The sequence below is a fragment of the Priestia sp. YIM B13489 genome, from assembly GCF_042787645.1.
Taxonomy (GTDB): domain Bacteria; phylum Bacillota; class Bacilli; order Bacillales; family Bacillaceae_H; genus Priestia; species Priestia megaterium.
The window spans coordinates 2,886,566-2,906,036 of record NZ_JBHZOQ010000053.1; the positions used below are offsets into that span (position 1 = coordinate 2,886,566).

Genomic DNA, 19,471 nt, shown 5'->3' on the forward strand with positions numbered 1-19,471 from the left:
AAAATTGTGATTGATACTAATTGTTTTAGTGGCTTTGTTATAGTAAGTCGTTAATCACAGAAGTACATATATTAAACTGATTTGTGTTAGACTGTTACAAGCTTAATACTTTGAAAAAGAAAGGCTGAAAAAAACATGACACAAACGAATACAGCATTTCGTGATGCGCTTATCAAATCACTGCGAGGTGAAAGAGGCCATCTTCCGACGATTAACGCAATAACTGATATTAATATAGAGCTTGCTTCACATAAACAAGAGGAATTACCTTATTCTATTTATCAATTAGTGAAGCATATGAGCTATTGGCAAGACTTTTTACTTGCCCTTGCTAAAGGAGAAAACCCTGAAAGACCGAAAAGTGTAAGTGAAAGCTGGCCTGAACACCCTGCTCCGGTTGATGAGGAAGAATGGAAAAAGACAATCCAGCATTTTTGTAATGGAATTGACGAAGCATGTCACTTAGCTGATACATTAGCAATCGAAGAACCTCTGGATGCTTGGCCAAGTGAAACCCCAGGGGGATTACTGCGTAATATTGCTTCTCACAACAGCTATCATCTAGGTGAAATTGTCATTATGAGAAGGTTAAACGGAGCATGGCCACCGCCAACAGGAGGCTTTCCTGCTTAATAAAAACCGATTGAGCCCCAATGATTGGCAGAAACAAAGCCCTAACAATCGTCAATTAGACACTTTTAGGGCTTTATTTTAGTTATGTGCTATTGCCTTTTGTTTTATCTATAAATCAATTGATTACTGAATTCGATTTTCAGTACTCCAAAAATATTTGTCTTCGTGCAATTAGTTACCTATAAGAATAATGTGTCGAACGAAACAAGTCTTCTTCTGCATTTCTGACAATTGAAAAGTGTCCAACATTGCAATGACCATGTAGACTTTCACCACAATGATGCTTTATAATTTGTTCCGTACTTAAACCTGTTGCGGTTCGCTGTTGAATGCCCCCCCATTGACCATAGCTGTTTTGACTGCACTATTTATAGAATGTTGTGTCTAAATTTACGATAAGCTCAGTGAGCAACTTAACGAATGTTCTTTACCCCTTGGTCTTTTAACTAGTTCTCCTCCACAGTTAGGACAAATATACATCTCGCTTTCACTACATTTATCACAAAATGTACATTCATGTGTACAGATATAAGCAACAGAGCTATTATGGAGTTTCTTATTGCACTTTTCGCATGTATTTCTCATTTCTAAAGCCATTAAATCCCTCCTTTTGATATAATCAAATTGTATTCTATAAATTTCTATTTTTACATATGTTTCTTATTGTATTACTAAGTAATAACTTTAATATTGACGGAAAACCTATTATTTTAATTTATAATTTAAAGCGGGGTATGTTTTATGGATGAAATTGATAAAAATATATTACTACATCTACAAGAGAATGCTCGTTTGTCCGTTACACAGTTGGGAAAGTTGGTTGGTTTATCTACCCCTGCTGTTAATGAAAGAGTAAAAAAACTTGAAGAAAAAAATATAATAGATGGATATAGAGCAATAATTAATCCTGAAAATTTTAACAAACCTGTAACTGCTTTTATTTTATACAGCAATACAAACTGCAGACAATTTGTAGAATATTGCAAAGAACACCCTGAAGTTATCGAATGTCATCGTCTGGCAGGTCAATACAACTACTTAGTAAAAGTTTTAACTAATTCCGTTCAATCTCTTGAAACATTCATTGATGAATCTATGGCTTTTGGGCAGCCATCTACATTGATTAAACTTTCCTCACCAGTTGTTTATAAAGCAATAAAGTAGGTTAATAATCTACTCTTTTTTATTACTGAATCTATTCAAGGTAATTCTATTATAAGAAGAACATGTTCTGCTAGCTGGTCACCTTTTTAACTGACCAGCTAGCAGAATTAGAAGTGCATAGAATTTACAATTGCAGTTACCATCCTGTCTGTTCTCGGCAGGTATTTTTCTATACGTTCATATGTTACAATAGAGAAAGAACATAAATTAAAATTATATGGTCTCTTTGTACCCTGGGTTTCCTTATAATGGAAAGAGGTACTTTTATGAATATACTTGAAATAAAAAAAACGCTTTATACTCTTATTCAATATGAGGATAGTGCTATTACTCATACCATTCCTCAAGTACTGGAACTGTCGTATTGTAAAACATCTAAGATTTTTCAAATCACTACACTTACGGATCAAAAAACCTTAAATTATAACGATTATGATATAGATAACGCTTCTGAAGCTTTATACAAGATCTTAAACTGAAGAAAGCGATTCAATGATTCTTCTATCTTTTATTTAACAAACGTGGGATTGCACAATATGTTATTTTAAACAAAAGAAACTCCTGATATATGTTCAGGAGTTTCTTTTGTTTTTCTAATGTATACAAGATACAAATCTCATTTTAAAAAACCATGTAAAAATATTTAAAACAGCACGAAATCGTAAAGACGATGCCACTATTTCTTTAATCAGAAACTTCCTCTGACAGTAGTACCATCTAAAGATTCATATCATATGTATCTTTAAAAACGTACAAGTTACTTTAGTTATTTTCATTTTAAAGATTATTTACTAGAAGTAATTCCTAAAAAATGAAGTGCGTTTTTTACAGTAGCCATTGTCCGGGTAGAATCTAAATTAATACCTAGCTGAACAGCAGAGCGAGATAATTCGGGCCTTAATCCTGTTAAGATACATTGCACTCCAAGTAGTGACATAACGCTATTAATTTTAAAAAGATGCTCCGTTACAATTGAATTCAATGTATAAATACCGGAAAAATCTATAATTAAACAATTTATATTTTGTGTCTGCACTTTTACTGGAACAGCCATTAAAAGTTGGTTTGCTCTTTCCTCATCTATGGATCCTACTAAGGGAAGTACAGCGATTCCCTCTAAAAGAGGAACGAGGGTTGTAGACAGTTCATTTATTTGCTTTATTATTTCTTTTTGTCTTGTTTCACTCTCTTTTTTTACCGTAATATCTCTCACATAGGTTTGGATTACTTTTTTATCTCCCAGCAGCAAGGGATGACAATATAATTCAACATTAACAGTTGTCCCGTCCAATCTAAATATGGTTTCCTCAATAAGCTCTGCTGGACGTTCATAAGCAGATTGGATTCTTTTCCTTATTGCTGCTTTAGATGTTTCTTGAAATATATCTAAAGGACTGGCACCTATGATATCTTCCCTTTTGCCTCTAAAAAAATGTTCAGCTGCGTGGTTAACATATATAATCTTATGATTTGAATGAATAATGAGTGGATCTAACGCATATTCAATGACTTCCTGATAATCAATACCCGAAATGTTTTCATTCATAATTTTCACTCCTTAATATGAAGGTTAGACTACTATTTCAAATTTATCAAGGGTTCAATTGCTTGTTTAAGATCTTAAAAAATGATAATAAAGTTTCTTTTGAAGTTATAAATAAGAAATAGTAAGGAAATAGAAGATTAAAAGGTCGTCTGTCCTTTACAGAACAAAAATAAAAACAGCCCTTAGAAATGAATTCAAGGGCCCTCTCTGCATTTATTTAAATCATACTTTCTCAGGAGTTAAATCATGGTGTAAGGCTGTATCAGGAACTGTAGGATTAGGATGATTTTTTTTTCATTTCAAACGAGAATTCTTTTTGATGACGAAATATATTAATTCTTCTTTTAGATCATTTACAGAGTTTTATCTTTTCCTCTTTTGCCCTTTACCCTATTCTCATTTGAATGAATCGTTTGATCTCTATTTCTTTTTCTTCTACTAAGAAAATAGATAACAAAACCTACTAAAACTAATAAAGTAATTAGAAGGATACTTGTAGGAAAGTATAACGTCCCTATGTGGATACCAAAAAATTGAATCATTACCCTTTCACCTCCATATGAGAGTAGTAAACGACTCAAGTAATATACTTTTCGTTCAGTATCTTTCCGATTTATAAAACATTCGTACAGAAAAATAAATATTATATATAAAGCAACATGCTAGTATGATTTACTAATACTTCTCGATCACTTAGTTTCCTCAAAAGCTATTGCAAAGGAGAACCATTACACATCTTTTTTTGCAATAATGATTATACGTTCTTGTTTCATTTCACCGACACACTGTTTAGCTTCTTCTTGGGTTAAACCTAACGAGGCCATTTTAGAATGAAGTTCATCTTCACGAGAAAATAACTTATTAACTGCAGATTCAAAAACTCCTTGTTCAGAAGCTCGATATTCTTTTGTATTTGTTGTATTTGTTAAATATTCCGAGCGCTCTTTATTATAGGTCAATAAATAAATTTCGTTTTTACGAAACCCGTTAGCAAAAAACTCTTCAATAAACTTATTTGCCTGACCACTATTTTCTGCTACTTTAATTTCCTTCACTATTTTCTCCTCCTCTATCCCTATAGAATATGTCGTTCTACTAATAGGTGTATCCTTCAGCAGCCAATTAAAACCAATTTATTCGGATATGGGATAAAAGACTATAAAATATCATCTAAATATTGTATAAAATGGGGTAAACTATCTACTTCTAAGAGAATAAAATATAGACTTCTTTTCCTTTGTAGAAATATCAAAAGAGAACTTTTTATGTAACCTTAAAAAAATTCCCCCTCTATTGTCAGAGGGAGAATTTTAGTTAACCTTTCGCTAAATCTAACGCTTTATCTGCCTTTTTTAAATCGTGATTTACTTGTTCTTCTACATCATAGGCGTGATACATTTCATTATCAATCATATATTGAGCAATCTTTTCATGAAGCTCGATGGCTTTATCTAATTGCTTTTTTAATACCTTTCGAACTTCGGGCGTCGCCGTTTCTGTAAGCGCTACCGCATATGTTCGTACACCATTCTTAGCTGATAATAATAAATCAGTCGCAATAGCAAGATCATCTAACGTTTTAGTAAGAGTACTCTTAGTGGCCATTTTTCTACCCCTCCTATTTATTGAGCTTTCTTTAAGATTTTTTTCAATTCTTTAATCGCTTCAGTAGATGTTTGAACATCTTCTTCAAGAATCTTTTTTAATTCCTCATCCTCTACCAATTCCAACATCGCTGTTCCTTTTGTTACACATGATGTTTTAAGCGTTAAGATTTCATGAACTTCTAGCGTTTCGTGCATAGCTAGTCCCTTTGCCATGTTTGCATCCTCCTTGTCATTTTTTTGACTTGTGAATTATATTCCCAAATCATTTCCATTTAAACAAGTATTCGTTATTTTTTAAAAATTCCAGAAAAAGAAACAGTAATACTAAAACTAACAAAAATAATCACCTGTTTTTGCAATTGACCTTCTATTGTATTGCAGAATAAATCCCTTTAGGTGTAATATGTAACCCTTAAATAAATCTTAAATTGTAAGTCTTTCTTTCTAGAACTTTTTAATCGTTTAAAATCGGGTACTATATTTTGTGAAAAGGTGTGATTTTATTAATTTTTTACATATTACCATCAAGGCTGTTGTTCTCTCTTTCGTTGGTGTTATATTCAGGGTAATTTACGGTCAAATAATTGGAGAAAAAGATGTTCAAATAGAAAGTCTTATCGGTCTTTTTATTGGTTTTTTTATTGGGAGTTTCTTAATTTCCTGCTTTACTGATTATCAAAAGGCACAAAAATCATAAATAAAATAACCACGTTCATTTGCGCAGCCATTTCAATTAAAAAGTGCGTTAACCCAGCTTGGATTAACGCACTTGATGGTTACACTTGAATCAACATAACTCACTTTTCTATAAAATCTAAACATGCTTTTAAATATTAAAGCGAGGATCCGTTTGGAAGGAAAGAGTACGGTTAATTGATGAATTCAGGGTGATTATCACACTCGATTACCTTCTAGGCCGATGATTTTTCTGATGATTTATTGCCCGGTGCAAACCAACCTAATAGAGCAATACCAACTAATACTCCATAGAAAATTAGAGTCCAGATGGTGCTATGAGGAAAATGGGGATCTAAGACACCAATATCTTTATGTGCAAAAGTAATAACAGCAAGTTTCACCCCTACCCAGGCAACAATGGCGTATGCTGTCGTTTCTAGGGCAGGTCGCTTTTCAAGGAGTTTTACAAACCAGGTCGCTGCAAACTTGATTAAAATAAGACCTGCAATCCCTCCAAGAACTACAACTGCAAACTGCCCTCCGTCCATACCACCGATTTCTCCAAACTGTGAATCCGGAAGTCCAAGTGCTATAGCAACCGCAGCTAAAATAGAATCAATGGCAAAAGCTAGGTCGGCTAACGCAATTTTGCCCACCGTCGGCCAGAACCCTTTGCCAGCAGACTCCTTTTCATCATCATTATGAATATTCTCATTGTCTTTCCCAAACCGTGCCTTAATGACATGCTTTAAACCTAAATACAGAAGATAAGCTGCTCCTATCGCCTGTATCCACCAAACGTTGGCGATAAATGAAATGGCAAAAAGAGCTCCAAATCGAAAAATAAACGCCATAAGAATTCCGTAATTAATCGCTCTTTTCTTCTGATCCTCGGGTAAATGTTTAGCTATAACTGCTAGTACAAGAGCATTATCAGCTGATAATAATCCTTCTAACCCGATTAGAATCAATAATGCCCATACATATTCGAGCCAAATAGATTCCATCCGCTTCTCCCCTTTCCAAAATATAAGCTGTTATGCTAAAGGTTTTGTTTACAATAGAATAACCATATATACTGCAGTAAACTCTAAAAGATAAAATTTTCATTTTTTTAACACTAATCAACAATTGAACATCTCTTAAGATAAACATAAATACAAATTCCAGTATGTCAGTAAATAGTTTATGTCAACATACTTACATAGGTTAGAAAGTCACCCTATTATTGTTATGCCCTTCCCCTTTTCTCAAGAAGTACCTGTGAACAATAAAAAAACCGGCTGTAATATATTAACCAATATGTTACAGCCGGTTTTTTTAGTGGAATAAGAAAATTAATTAGGACTAATCCCTACCCAAAAAAGATCTACTAGAGCCTGAGCCGTTTTTTCAGGGCCTCCTAATTCTGCAATTAATTCTTTCTTGTTCCGAATCATTGTTACCGTGGAAAATGTATGCGCAAGCAATCTGGGACTTGCTACGACGATTTCTCCGCTGTTTGCAGCTTGCTTGAATACGTTCTCTAATGCCTCATGTATCGCTTTCTCTGCTTCACGAATTTCATGAATATGACCTTCTGTAAGCGAAGAAGTCGCTTCTTGCAATAATGTTTCAAAATCAATATGCGGTCTTTTTAAATGATCCAAGGTTACCTCATATAATCTGTGTTTCAGTCCTTTGGAGTTTTGTAATAATTTCTCTGTCTGTTTTGTGATACGTTGGAACATACTTGATACCGAAACGGTAAACAAAGTTGCCTTATTTTTAAAATAGTAGTAAACGCTGGCCTTGGTCACATCGCTTGCTTCAGCCACTTGCTCCATTGAAACTTTTTCGTATCCATATGCCATAAAGAGATGGGCAGCTGTTTTTAAAATTTGCTCTCTTGTTATATTATTTTCAGTTGTTATTTTAGGTCTGCCAGGCTTTTTTTTCGGTGTCTGGTTCGTATTCATAAGGGCCCTCCTTCTAGTTCAAGAAATTGGCACATTTAAACTAGTTGATTAATTAACCTTCTGGTATATATAATTATTGAAGGTTCTATATATATTGTAATAGAAACAAACAGATTTGGAAATGAGGGAGAATTAATGAAAGAATCACCTTTAGCAACATTCAGTCGATTGATGACTGGAAAAGTGAGTCGTTGGGTTGTTATTGCCGTATGGATTTTGGCAACTGCAGTTCTAACAATTGCTTGGCCTGCCGTTAATAAAACGGAAGTGAACAATGCACCAAACTTAAGTGAGAATTCACCTTCCGTAGAGGCTGAAAATCTTATAAAGAAAGAATTCCCTAACTCTTCAGGGGTTCCTGCCTTACTTACATGGCATAAAGAATCCGGTTTGAATACCGATGACTTAAAATCTATTCAGCAAGTGGCGGCAGATTTAGAAAAGAAACCATTAGAAAAACAAACGTCTACTCCGCCTTTGCACAAATTACCGTTAGCAGCTTTACAAAAAATGATTTCAAAGGACGGTACAACGCTTGTACAGCCCATTTTCTTTAAAGAAAACGTTGAAACAGATGTACTAGAAAAAAATCTAGACACGATTAAAAAACAAGTAAAAGAACAGGTTTCATATGATTCTTTTGCTACAGATATCGATGCAAAAGATAAGCTAAGCACGCGCGTTACCGGACCTGTAGGAATTCAAGTAGATGCAACCAGCTTATTTGAAGGAGCAGACGTTTCCTTACTAATCGCGACAGTTTTATTAGTCTTAATTTTACTTCTTGTCATTTATCGTTCCCCAATTTTAGCGATTATTCCTTTAATCGGTGTGGGTTTTGCCTATGGGGTTCTGAGTCCGATTCTCGGTATTTTGGCAGATAAAGAATGGATTACGGTTGACTCGCAGTCCATATCCATTATGACGGTCTTGTTATTTGGAGCAGGAACAGACTATTGTTTATTTTTAATTTCTCATTATCGTGATGAGCTTCGTAAAGTAAAAGAGAAGAGACAAGCCCTTATCAATGCCTTTAAAGGTGCTTCAGGTGCTATAGCTATGAGTGGATTTACAGTTGTCATCTCTCTTCTGGCCTTGATTGTAGCAAAATACGGTGCTTACCACCGTTTTGCAATCCCTTTTAGCTTATCTATTCTAATTATGGGATTAGCAAGTTTAACACTTATTCCCGCCCTGCTTTCGGTTATGGGAAGAGGTTCTTTTTATCCTTTCGTCCCTCGTACTCCTGAAATGGAAGAAGAATTGGCGAAAAAGAAAGGAAAACCGGTGCGTGACCGAAAAGCGAAAAACCGTTTCGGGAATTGGATTGGTAATGTGGTTACGACGAAACCATGGACAATCATTGTAGCTTGTCTAGTCTTTTTTGGAGCTTTATCCATTTACTCTAGTCAAATCAAGTACACATATGATTTATTGTCTTCTTTCCCTGAAGATATGCCTTCTCGTGAAGGATTTACGATTATTTCTGATGCTTACTCTCCTGGTGAACTAGCACCAGCACAAGTAGTCATTGATACGGAAGGGAAATCGGTTGACCTTGAAAAAGCATTAAAGAAAAATGACCTTATTAGTACTGTTTCTGCACCTCAAAGTGGTACAAATAATGAGGATCTAAAAGTATATGACGTTACGTTTAATGTGAATCCATATAGTATAGAAGCAATGAAAGCTATTCCAGACTTGAGAGATGCAGCTGAAAAGGCGCTGTCACAGTCCGGAGTTTCTGCAGTCAAATCCAAAGTATGGATCGGCGGTCAAACAGCAACACAGTATGACACAATGACCACGAGTGATAAAGACGACAGTATCATTGTCCCATTAATTATTATTTTTATATCGCTCCTGCTATTAGCTTACTTGCGTTCCATTGTAGCCATGCTTTACTTGGTTGGAACGGTTATCTTATCCTACAGTGCAGCCTTAGGATTAGGCTGGCTCATTATTCACAATATCATGGGGGCAGATGCTATCCAAGGAGCGATCCCTTTATACGCATTTGTATTTTTAGTGGCGCTTGGTGAGGATTATAATATCTTTATGATCTCAAGCATCTGGCAGAAAAAGAAGCATATGCCATTAAAGCAAGCAATTAAAGAAGGCGTAAGCGAAACAAGCGGTGTTATTACATCAGCTGGAATCATCTTAGCTGCTACCTTCGCGGTCCTAGCAACACTGCCTATTCAAGTTCTGGTTCAGTTTGGAATTATCACGGCTTTAGGTGTTCTGTTAGATACATTTATTGTGCGGCCGTTCCTTGTACCTGCGATTACTACAGTTTTAGGAAGATTTGCTTTTTGGCCAGGTAAAGTTGAAATGGTACCAGAAAAAGAGCAGTAAATATTAAAACCAAGAAAAAAGCAAAGAGAATATTCTCTTTGCTTTTTCAGCAAACCCAGGTCATAACATAGGGTGATACTTCTTACTATTATTAGTGAGAAATACAAAGGTAAGAAGAACAATTCCTCAGCAGAAACATGTGGCTTTCTACACTTCTTTTAATACCAAGTTCATTTAAATTGTTACCTTTACTTGCAATTCATAAAAGCAGCTATTCAGGATAAAGTATTACTTCAGACACGTATACTACTGGAGGTCGTAATTTGTTAATCAGTGAGATTGTTCAAAAACTAAATAATGGTGCTACTTATGAAGATATTGCTTCTTCCATTAAAATTAGTGAAGATATATTGAGAAATGATTTAAAAAACTTCGGATTTCACTATGATAATAAAGAAAAAAAGGTGTTATTTACAGGCTATGAATCTGAATATGAGAATACCCTTCGTATTTGTTACACTGATATCAAGAAGCTTTCCACTTAACATTTTTGCGTTAAAATAATGAAGCTTTTGTTATGTAGGATCTCCCCCATCTTAAAAGCGTGGACTGCATTCAGTCCACGCTTTAACTATCTTCATTTCAGTTCTCTTTTTAATACTTTACCGAGCTGATTTTTAGGAAGTTGATCAATAAAATAAACTTCGGGAATTTTGTAGCTTGCTAGACGATCTCTACAATATTTTAAGATATCTTCTTTTGTTAAAGAAGAATGAGGATCTTTTACCACATACGCTCTAGGTTTTTCTCCATAAACTGGGTCTTCTACTCCTACTACAGCAGCTTCTATAACCGTATCTATTTGCTCAATTATTTCTTCTACCTGATCAGGATAGATATTATCACCGCCATATACGATAACATCTTTAAAGCGTCCCATAATATATAAAAAGCCGTCTTGATCTACCTTTCCAGCGTCCCCCATATAGAACCAGCCATCTCTAAGGACTTTGTCAGTCGCCTCTTGATTATGCCAATAGCCTTTAAAACAATAGGGGCTTTTTATGATAATTTCTCCAACTTCTCCTGTTTTCACTTCTTGTCCTGACTCGGGATCAATAATTTTCACTTCTACACCAGAAAGAGGCTTACCTGCTGATTCAATTTTTTCATTTCCCATATTTGGTGTCCATACACTGACTGTCCATGCTTCTGTACTTCCATAACCTTGTATCATGCTGATGTCTAATTTTTCATATTCCTTAATAAGATAAGCAGGAACTTTTGCCCCTCCAGCAATAGCAACCTTTAGTGAAGATTTCTTTGCCCCTTCATTTTTCACCGCTTCGAGCATTTGCATGTACATAGAGGGAAACGCTAACATCATAGTGATCTTATGAGTTTCAATCGTTTCCCAAATGATTTCCGGTGTAGGATCTGACAACAAAAATAATCCCATCCCGTTGGAAACAGATTTCAAAATATTATTAATAGAACTCATATGATAAAAAGGATGCGAGGCAAGAAAACGACCATCCTTTTCATAATCGATTCGTTGACTAGATGGTTGTATATAAGAATACACATGACCATGCTCAATCATACAGCCTTTTGCGTTGCCAGTTGTTCCGGAAGTAAAAAGAAGCATAGCTATGTCATCTTGAGAGACCTGTATATTGGGATTTAGTATAGAATACGCAGAAAAAATTTCATTATATTCTTCAACTGTCTGCACACTATTTTTTCTTCCTACTTGTAAAGTAATCACGTCATTTAATATTTCAGAATCAAAAGGAATAACCTCATGAAATTTTTGGTCGTAGAAAATAATTTTAGGTTGCGCACTATCTAAAATATCGATAATTTCATACTTCGTAAGCTGCCAGCTAATAGGAACCGCTACGGCTCCGATTCTTAATGCGGCTAGCAGAATCGTAGGAAACGGATGATTGTTTTGACAGAGAATTGCAATTCGATCCCCTTTTTTAATGTTATGGCTTAACAGGTAATGAGCGAGTTGATTGACACGGTCATTATATTCTTTAAATGTATGGTAAGATGTACTCCAAATTAAAGCCTCCTTTTCAGCAGATTGTGTAGCCCTTTGCTCTAATAGTTCTCCAAGTGTATACATAATAGCTCTCTCCTTTAATGATAATGACCAGTTTGAATCATATTTAAATGGTGCTTCATTCTAATTATTTTTAAATCTATAAACTACATTACCCATAATTAACGTTAACGCAAACGTTAATTATGGGCGTTTGAAAAATCCATATCTTTTTAGCATGTAAAAGATACATATTGGTTATTCAGAGCAGACTATTCAATATACTTTGAAGCTTATCTTGAGGAGTTCATAGCGCCTTATCTTGTACGATTCTTTTCTTTTTTAACTTTACACCAGCTATTATTAAGTATGTTCTCTTTCTATGCGTCGAGTTGATTGCTAGTTGCACTCTCCATGTGAATAACAAAAGTCTTAAGAGTTATATTAATAAAAACGCTAAGATAATATAGAGCTTCTCTTCTTGCTATAGGATCTATAAATGACCATGGAGGAAAATATGAATAAAGTCTTTTTCATTTTTATGATTATTGGTGTACCTCTTTCAATTATTGGCAGCATTTTTAATTGGAATTATATTTTAATGTTCTTTATTTATTGTGTGACATTAATTAGTTTGGCTAATTACATCAGACGTTCTACTGAAAGCCTTAGCGTTGTAGTAGGTCCAACAGCAGGGGGATTACTTAATGCTACGTTTGGCAACGCTGCAGAAATTATTATTTCGTTTTTTGCATTAAGTAAAGGACTAAATACAATCGTCATTTCCTCTATTACTGGAGCAGTTCTCGTTAATCTACTTTTTGCGAGCGGAATATCAATGATTGTTGGAGGAATTCGATTTAAAAAGCAAAAATTTAGTGTGTTTAAAACACGACATAATACCTCTCTCTTAATGTTTGCTATTATCGTAACTTTTGTATTGCCATTTATCTTTGCAAAACGCTTGGATGATAAAGATATGCAGGTTCTATCAACTTCTTTTGCTATTGTGATGCTGACCATTTACCTGCTTGCTCTTCTTTTTAAACTTGTCACGCATAAGGGGATTTTTACTGGGAACGCAGAAGAAAATGGAGAGGAACCAGAATGGGAAAAAAAGAAAGCAATCGTTGTACTTGGACTGGCCACAATTGTACTAGCTTATATTAGTGAAAAACTTGTTGGCACCATTGAGCCAGTAGGTGCTGCCTTAGGATGGAGTCACGTTTTTATTGGAATTATTGTTGTGGCCATAGTCGGAAGTGCTGCAGAGTACGTGTCAGCAATTGCAATGGCCTATAATAACAGAATGGACGTAATGGTGGAGATTTCCATTGGTTCAACCGTCCAAACGGCCATGTTTGTTGCTCCTATACTCGTTCTGTTTTCATACTTGTATGATTTCTTGCCTCTTGTATTTAATACAGCGGAAATGATTGCGATGATCCTTGCCGCTCTCATGACGGTGACCGTTGTGAACGACGGTGATTCCAACTGGTTCGAAGGTGTTTTACTTGTTGGTACCTACATTGCGATAGGCTTTAGTTTTTACCTTTTATAGAATCACTCTCGCAACAAAGCAGAAATTTTTAAACATAATCAAAGTCTTTCTACACCAATGATGCATAAACGAGCCCTTCATAAACAAGAGCTCGTTTTTCAAGTATGTTTTATCTATATATAAGTATTTAAAATATACTAAACTCTTCTATTTATTAAATTGTTTTTAACTTTTTCGTCCAAGATCCTTCCGTATTAATATTCTTTTACCTAGAAAATTCTCTATCTTTTCCTCTTCCCTTCCGTTTGCGGCTTTATTTTTATTTATAAAGCCTCCGCTACTTTTCGTTTTACACTTCTCTTGACCTGCTAATCACGAGCAAACAAAAGACACAACTAAACCTAAACAGCACCTACATATTTTGAAGCAAATGACATATTAATAGCTCAAGAGACAGTGTTTAATAATAAAAGTTAGAGGAGATGAGAGTGGGAATGAATAATTTTAATTCACAATCATTCACTAGTCATTCAAACCCGCAAGTATGGAATTTTGTTTCAGCTCCTAATTTACATCCCATGAAGGTTAGCGTTAATGTTGATAAGCCTGGAACAGCTCCCGGCCTATTATTTGTTGCGCCCTATACGGTATATGAAGCAGCGATGATTGGGCAAACTGGGGCACTAATTATGGATCAGACGGGTAATCCAGTGTGGTTTAGACCGCTTGCTAGTAGGTATATCCAAAACACAGACTTTCGAGTACAAATGTACCATGAAAACCCTGTTCTTACGATGTGGCAAGGAACAATTTCAGGAACTCAAACTGCAAACCCTAACCTTCCAGTGGGTGAACCTGAGCCTGGTGCTCATTTTCAAATTATCAATCAGCATTATGAGGTCATTAAAAAGTTATTTGCTAAAAAAGGGTTTACCTCTGATTTGCACGAGTTTACAATCACCAAACGGAATACGGCTTTGTTCACAGGGGTAAAACAAGTACCTGCAGATTTATCTAAGTATGGAGGGCCATTACACGGGTATTTTAGTAATTACTCTATTCAAGAAATAGACATTGAGACGGGAGAGCTTCTCTTCTTCTGGGATGTACTTAAACATATTAATCCAGCTGATTCGATGGTACCTGCTTCATCCGCCACAAGTTCTAATAATATATGGGATTGTTACCACGTAAATTCAGTCGAAGAAGGTCCAAACAACACACTTTTAGTGAGCATGCGTAGTATGTGGGCTATTTATAACATTGACAAAGATACGGGAAAGGTAATTTGGCAACTTGGTGGAAAGCAAAGTGATTTTAAGCTTGGGCCGAACGCTACATTTTCTTGGCAGCATGATGCACGATACAGGTCCGAAAACAGGATAAGCTTGTTTGACAATGCCTGCTGTGCTTCTCCTGATTCTCCACCTCAAGAGCAAGCGCGTGGTTTAATTCTTCACTTAGATTATAAACACAAGATCGCCAGTATAGATCGAACGTATTATCATGACCCACCTTTATATGTTCCAAGTCAAGGAAATGCGCAAAAGCTTTCTAATGGAAATCAACTCATTGGGTGGGGGCAAGAACCGTACCTTTCGGAATTTAGGAACGCTGGCAATACAAGGAGAAACCATTCATTTAACTTGTTATATGATATGCAGTATCCAAATCAGAATCTTTCGTATCGAGCGTTTAAAAATAAGTGGGTAGGTCTACCACTTTATCCGCCTAGCATAACTGTAGACTTATTGCATGACGGTGAAGCTACAGTTTACGCATCATGGAATGGTTCAACAGAAACGGTCGCTTGGCAGGTACTGGCAGGCCCAACACCTTTTAAATTAGCAGTAGTGGTATTTAGTACCCCTTGTACTGGATTCGAAACAGATATTCATGCTCAGGCAGTTGGCCCCTATTTTCAAGTAAAAGCATTAGACTCCTGCGGGAACGTCATTGGTACATCATCGACTACTTACGTAAAAATAAGACGAAATAGACGAAAGTGAGCATTAATAATCCTCTATTAGATTTTTAAAAATATTCTTATAGTGCCCCCCTACTCAGAAGACATGAGGGGGCATTCACCTTTTAAGGAATCAACTAGAAATTATGTGAGCTAAGGACTTTTTCAAAAAACCGCTACTATATTAATCTAAACTGCAAAAATAAAATTCCTGATATATAATATTATATTTTAACAAATAGTAAGGATAAAGAACTGGGGGAATATTTGATATATATGAGTATAAGGTGCTTTTTCTCCCTAATTACTTAACTTTTAAAATCATATCTTCTGACTTTTCATTCCATTTAACCGTTAAAATCATATATTCAGGTTTAATTACATCTTTACTAGCATCAATCTTTACTTTTTCTTTGAAATTCCCTTCTTTATTTAACCTTGCGTCTCTTACTGCAATTCCATTTTGATTATTTGAAGTGTCTAAATTAATCCCAAAATCTCCTACGGATTCTACCTTACCACCTAGATAATTTAAGTTCATTTGAGCTGTTTCTTTACTATTTTCAACGGGATATAACGTAATAGTAGCTGACCAGCTTTGAGTTTCACCTGAAAACTCTAAAGGATCCTCAGCTTTACTTTGACATCCAACTACTAATGAAATAAAAAAGAAAAGACTAAATAAAGCAATATAAAACTTTCTCATGCTCTTCCTCCATGTAAACACCATAATGTCATTTTTACTACTTTATATTTTATTAAAATATATATCTTTAGTTAACATGGCGTAGAATATTATCTAGTAAAGAACATATGTAAGATCTTTTTTAATAGCTGTTCATAGGTTTTGAAAGCCGCACTAAATGTGGAACGTTCCTTTTCATTTCTCATCATAATTTTATCCCCTTTTATTTTAAGCGGGTATATTATATACAAGTTTATACAAAATGAATTGTCGTTAGTTTAAATAATGAAAGGTCTCCCAGAAATAATTCTGAGAGATTAGTAAAAAAATCAACCTGTAAAAAAGCTTACAACACCTATAAGCACAAAAAATATGAGAATTGCAGATAAAATGAGTACAATTGTAAAGATAGGTTTATACTTTGCTCTACTTTCTTGATTACTTATCTTATTATGTAAATCATCTAATTTTCTTTCAATTTCATCCAGACGTTTTTCCGTGTTAATATCCATCACCTCCTACCTTTTATACGAATTACTTCTATAAAAGTTTCCTAATTACTGTATTTTAAAGAATATATATGTAAAAGCCGTTTTGAATTGTATTTATAGTTAGTTACCGAAATCCCCTTTTCACATAGTAAACTTTCATTTTTTTAAAACCTTCATCTAAATCAAAAGTGAAGTGGACTTACTTGTTTGATAATAAACGAAATGATAAACGAAACAGAAATTGTTGCTGCTAGCTGCTTTGGATTTCTGTAAAAGACTCTGCATAAAACAGCATACATAATGAACTCTTCAATATAATTTACATGTATATAAAATACTCCAACCGCTAAAGAAAGACTTAGCAATAACCCCATAGGCAACGCTGGTAATATCCAAGCTAGACGTAAATTATTTTTAGCCATCCATACAATAGCTGCTAGAAACGGAGACGCTAGTGCGATACTTCCCCACAGTAAAAAATAACTAGTTGGAAAAAATCCAAATAGAAAAGCGGAATATATATAATAGCCTGTTAGCATTCCTATAAAGAACATGAATGTATTAAGAGCCCCACTAATTTTGGTTTTACTATACGCGGCTATAAGAGTAGCAATCAGGACCCAAATACCGGCCCTAGAACACAAATCCCCAAAGTACGGCAGAATATTCATCCACCAGCTTCCATCAACACCTGCAATAGTATCTAAATATTTGGCTACTATCCCCAAAGCTGTACCGAAGACTAAATAGACAATAGAAAATGCAAGTTTATTTGTAGACTTAACTACTCCAATAGTAAGCTCCCCCTAACCAAAGCAAATCTATTAAATTGTTTTAACTCTTTCGTCCAAAAGCTTTTGTATCAATATTTTTGTCATCTAGAAAATTCTCTATCTTTTTCTGTTCCCTTCCATTTACACCTTCATTTTTATTCATAAGTGAATCAATTTCTGTTTCAGAAAAATCTCCTTCGCTCATATGCTCAACCATGTCATCGATGACTTGATCCAGTTCATCCAAGATTTGATTGGAACCCATAATAAAGCGGCTAATTCTCTCTGACTCTTTTTTATATCCTTCTGGTAGAGTATTGTGCGAGATATATGTAGAAAAGTTACGATCATTTTCTTTGACCAGATCGTTTATTTGTTCAAGTTTTTTCGCTTCAGCTTTAGTTAGCTGTTGATCAGAATCCATCATTTCTTCAAATTGATCACTGATATTGGATAAATCCTCGTTAGTATTTGAGTAAGTTTTTATACTTTCTTTCATTTCCTTTTCATTAATTACAGCATTATTTTTCGATGAACTAAATATAGAAGTTGGTAATACAATTTCTTCACTAACTTCTTTTGTACTTTCCCAATAAGAACAAGCACCTAATAAAAAAATAATCATTAAGCTAAAATAAAGTTTCTTCAATTCAAACGCTCCCTTTACCAATGTATTAATCCCATTAATTTACATAGAAAATTTTAGCATTAAAATTCCCTTAGGAGTATACATCTAGAGGCGTATATTGCAAAACTATCCTCATCTAATTGAATATAGCAAAAAATGTTAAGAACAACGATTTGTTTGCTGTTATAGTGAACGTAAGGTAGGTGAATGTAAATGAATTATGTAACTTGTATACAAAGAACGCTAAATTACATTGAGGAGAATTTGGAGACACAAATTACTTTAGAAAAGTTAGCAGAAATTGCTTGCTTTTCTCCTTTTCATTATCACCGTGTCTTCCAAGCCATGGTTGGAGAATCGGTGATGGATTATGTGAGGAAACGAAGACTTACACGCGCAGCAGAACGCTTATTTTTTACAGATGAAAAAGTCATTGATATCGCACTTGATGTTGGTTTCCAATATCAAGAATCATTTAACAGAGCGTTCAAAAACTTTTATGATGTTTCACCGAAGCAATACCGTAACGCAAGGAGAATATCTGGACCGCTGCGGGGAAAAGCCTACCTAACTACCACACTTTTGTCAGGAGGAAATAAGATGGAACCAAAACTAGTCACTAAATCTGCTTTTTATGTCATTGGATATGAGCTAAAAACGAAGAACGAGGGTGGCCAGAATAACAAAGACATTCCTGAATTTTGGCAACAGTACATGCAAAATGGATTAGGCTCTAAAATCCCCAATCCCTTAAAAGAAAACACGGAGCTTGGTATTTGCACTGATTTTAATCCTGAAACGGGTGAGTTTGTTTATGTAATTGGCATGGAAGTAAAGGAAGGCACTTCAGCGCCTGAAGGAACAGTTTACAGAAGTTTCCCTGAACTAGACTATGCCGTATTTACTACACCAAAATCAAATGAAGAATCTTTTACTTCTTCCATTCAGTCCACATGGAATTATGTTTTTACAGAATGGTTCCCTGAATCGGGTTATGAGCACTACGGATCAATGGAATTTGAACTGTATGATAAAAGATGTTATGGTTCAGAAAATAAAGAGATTGATATCTACATTCCTGTAAAAAAACAGACTGTTAAAGCATAAAAGAGAACTCCCATTTGTTTAAGAGAAAAGTAGCGTAGAAATTCATTTATAATACTGAAGATATTCGTATACAAAAGCCCAATCTCTAAGCAATTAAACTTAAGAGAGGGCTTTTTATTCTTTTGCATTGGAAATTTTGGAATCAATCAATGTGAATATTCACTTCATTTTTAATTATCATAATGTACGATATCGGCCATAAAAACATCAGATATCCAGAGAAGTGTGAGGTGCTTTTCTCTCCAATTCCTTAACTCTTAAAACAATACCTTCTGATCTGTCACTGGATATAAAGTAATACTAGCTAACCCGCTTTGATTTTCATCTAAAAACTCTAAAGAATCCTCAGTTTTACTTTGACGTTCAACTAATGCGGCAAAACAGAA

20 protein-coding genes are annotated in these 19,471 nt (G+C 34.8%); 8 read left to right on the plus strand and 12 right to left on the minus strand.

Features of this window, described 5'->3' with window-relative positions:
* The first annotated feature begins 135 nt into the window (after positions 1-135).
* Positions 136-633, plus strand: a complete 498-nt coding sequence (locus ACFX4W_RS20610) for a DinB family protein (protein ID WP_102813306.1) — start codon at positions 136-138, stop codon at positions 631-633.
* Between the two features lie 390 nt (positions 634-1,023).
* Here ACFX4W_RS20610 and ACFX4W_RS20615 read toward each other — a convergent pair whose 3' ends face one another.
* Positions 1,024-1,230, minus strand: a complete 207-nt coding sequence (locus ACFX4W_RS20615; RefSeq protein WP_080781682.1) for a DUF1272 domain-containing protein — start codon at positions 1,228-1,230, stop codon at positions 1,024-1,026.
* Between the two features lie 144 nt (positions 1,231-1,374).
* On the opposite strand from ACFX4W_RS20615, the gene ACFX4W_RS20620 reads away from it, so the two are divergent.
* Together ACFX4W_RS20620 and ACFX4W_RS20625 are read left to right on the plus strand one after the other, a co-directional pair.
* On the plus strand, positions 1,375-1,797 hold the full coding sequence (locus ACFX4W_RS20620) for an Lrp/AsnC family transcriptional regulator (protein ID WP_016766370.1): 423 nt from the start codon (positions 1,375-1,377) through the stop codon (positions 1,795-1,797).
* A gap of 266 nt (positions 1,798-2,063) precedes the next feature.
* Positions 2,064-2,276 carry a hypothetical protein gene (locus ACFX4W_RS20625; protein WP_016766369.1) on the plus strand — a complete coding sequence of 71 codons (213 nt, stop codon included), beginning with the start codon at positions 2,064-2,066 and terminating at the stop codon, positions 2,274-2,276.
* Between the two features lie 305 nt (positions 2,277-2,581).
* Here ACFX4W_RS20625 and ACFX4W_RS20630 read toward each other — a convergent pair whose 3' ends face one another.
* From ACFX4W_RS20630 to ACFX4W_RS20655, 6 genes are all read right to left on the minus strand, one after another.
* Positions 2,582-3,343 (minus strand): PAS domain S-box protein, encoded by a 762-nt coding sequence (locus ACFX4W_RS20630; protein WP_043980783.1) that lies wholly within the window; start codon positions 3,341-3,343, stop codon positions 2,582-2,584.
* Between the two features lie 728 nt (positions 3,344-4,071).
* The gene (locus ACFX4W_RS20635) at positions 4,072-4,398 is read right to left on the minus strand and encodes a YflT domain-containing protein (protein WP_043980779.1); all 327 of its coding nucleotides are present in this window, start codon (positions 4,396-4,398) and stop codon (positions 4,072-4,074) included.
* Positions 4,399-4,657: 259 nt separating this feature from the next.
* Positions 4,658-4,948: a spore coat protein gene (locus tag ACFX4W_RS20640; RefSeq protein ID WP_013056394.1), complete on the minus strand. Its 291-nt coding sequence runs from the start codon at positions 4,946-4,948 to the stop codon at positions 4,658-4,660.
* A gap of 17 nt (positions 4,949-4,965) precedes the next feature.
* Positions 4,966-5,163: a hypothetical protein gene (locus ACFX4W_RS20645; protein WP_016766364.1), complete on the minus strand. Its 198-nt coding sequence runs from the start codon at positions 5,161-5,163 to the stop codon at positions 4,966-4,968.
* Positions 5,164-5,861: 698 nt separating this feature from the next.
* Positions 5,862-6,635 (minus strand): TerC family protein, encoded by a 774-nt coding sequence (locus ACFX4W_RS20650; RefSeq protein ID WP_043980775.1) that lies wholly within the window; start codon positions 6,633-6,635, stop codon positions 5,862-5,864.
* 330 nt (positions 6,636-6,965) lie between these two features.
* Positions 6,966-7,586, minus strand: coding sequence for a TetR/AcrR family transcriptional regulator (locus ACFX4W_RS20655; RefSeq protein ID WP_043980773.1), 621 nt, complete (start codon positions 7,584-7,586; stop codon positions 6,966-6,968).
* 135 nt (positions 7,587-7,721) lie between these two features.
* Here ACFX4W_RS20655 and ACFX4W_RS20660 point away from each other — a divergent pair, with 135 nt between their 5' ends.
* Positions 7,722-9,944 (plus strand): MMPL family transporter, encoded by a 2,223-nt coding sequence (locus tag ACFX4W_RS20660; protein WP_377559993.1) that lies wholly within the window; start codon positions 7,722-7,724, stop codon positions 9,942-9,944.
* Between the two features lie 263 nt (positions 9,945-10,207).
* A complete protein-coding gene (locus tag ACFX4W_RS20665) occupies positions 10,208-10,429 on the plus strand; it encodes a hypothetical protein (protein ID WP_043980769.1) in 222 nt (73 codons plus the stop codon).
* A 92-nt stretch (positions 10,430-10,521) separates the two neighbouring features.
* Here ACFX4W_RS20665 and ACFX4W_RS20670 read toward each other — a convergent pair whose 3' ends face one another.
* Positions 10,522-12,018, minus strand: a complete 1,497-nt coding sequence (locus ACFX4W_RS20670) for a class I adenylate-forming enzyme family protein (RefSeq protein ID WP_280559408.1) — start codon at positions 12,016-12,018, stop codon at positions 10,522-10,524.
* A 433-nt stretch (positions 12,019-12,451) separates the two neighbouring features.
* On the opposite strand from ACFX4W_RS20670, the gene cax reads away from it, so the two are divergent.
* Together cax and ACFX4W_RS20680 are read left to right on the plus strand one after the other, a co-directional pair.
* Complete coding sequence (gene cax / locus ACFX4W_RS20675) at positions 12,452-13,495, plus strand: calcium/proton exchanger (protein ID WP_097823790.1); 1,044 nt, start codon at positions 12,452-12,454, stop codon at positions 13,493-13,495.
* A gap of 434 nt (positions 13,496-13,929) precedes the next feature.
* A complete protein-coding gene (locus tag ACFX4W_RS20680; RefSeq protein WP_377559994.1) occupies positions 13,930-15,444 on the plus strand; it encodes an arylsulfotransferase family protein in 1,515 nt (504 codons plus the stop codon).
* Positions 15,445-15,705: 261 nt separating this feature from the next.
* On the opposite strand, the gene ACFX4W_RS20685 is transcribed toward ACFX4W_RS20680, so the two are convergent.
* The 4 genes from ACFX4W_RS20685 to ACFX4W_RS20700 form a co-directional block, all read right to left on the minus strand.
* Positions 15,706-16,107 (minus strand): hypothetical protein, encoded by a 402-nt coding sequence (locus ACFX4W_RS20685; RefSeq protein WP_377559996.1) that lies wholly within the window; start codon positions 16,105-16,107, stop codon positions 15,706-15,708.
* 308 nt (positions 16,108-16,415) lie between these two features.
* Entirely contained in the window at positions 16,416-16,598 is a 183-nt protein-coding gene (locus tag ACFX4W_RS20690; RefSeq protein ID WP_025749161.1) for a hypothetical protein, read from the minus strand.
* 161 nt (positions 16,599-16,759) lie between these two features.
* Complete coding sequence (locus ACFX4W_RS20695; protein WP_377559997.1) at positions 16,760-17,248, minus strand: hypothetical protein; 489 nt, start codon at positions 17,246-17,248, stop codon at positions 16,760-16,762.
* A 163-nt stretch (positions 17,249-17,411) separates the two neighbouring features.
* The gene (locus ACFX4W_RS20700; RefSeq protein WP_377559998.1) at positions 17,412-17,999 is read right to left on the minus strand and encodes an NDxxF motif lipoprotein; all 588 of its coding nucleotides are present in this window, start codon (positions 17,997-17,999) and stop codon (positions 17,412-17,414) included.
* Between the two features lie 192 nt (positions 18,000-18,191).
* Between ACFX4W_RS20700 and ACFX4W_RS20705 the strand changes: the two genes are divergently transcribed.
* Entirely contained in the window at positions 18,192-19,085 is an 894-nt protein-coding gene (locus ACFX4W_RS20705; protein WP_043980763.1) for an AraC family transcriptional regulator, read from the plus strand.
* Positions 19,086-19,471 lie beyond the last annotated feature (386 nt).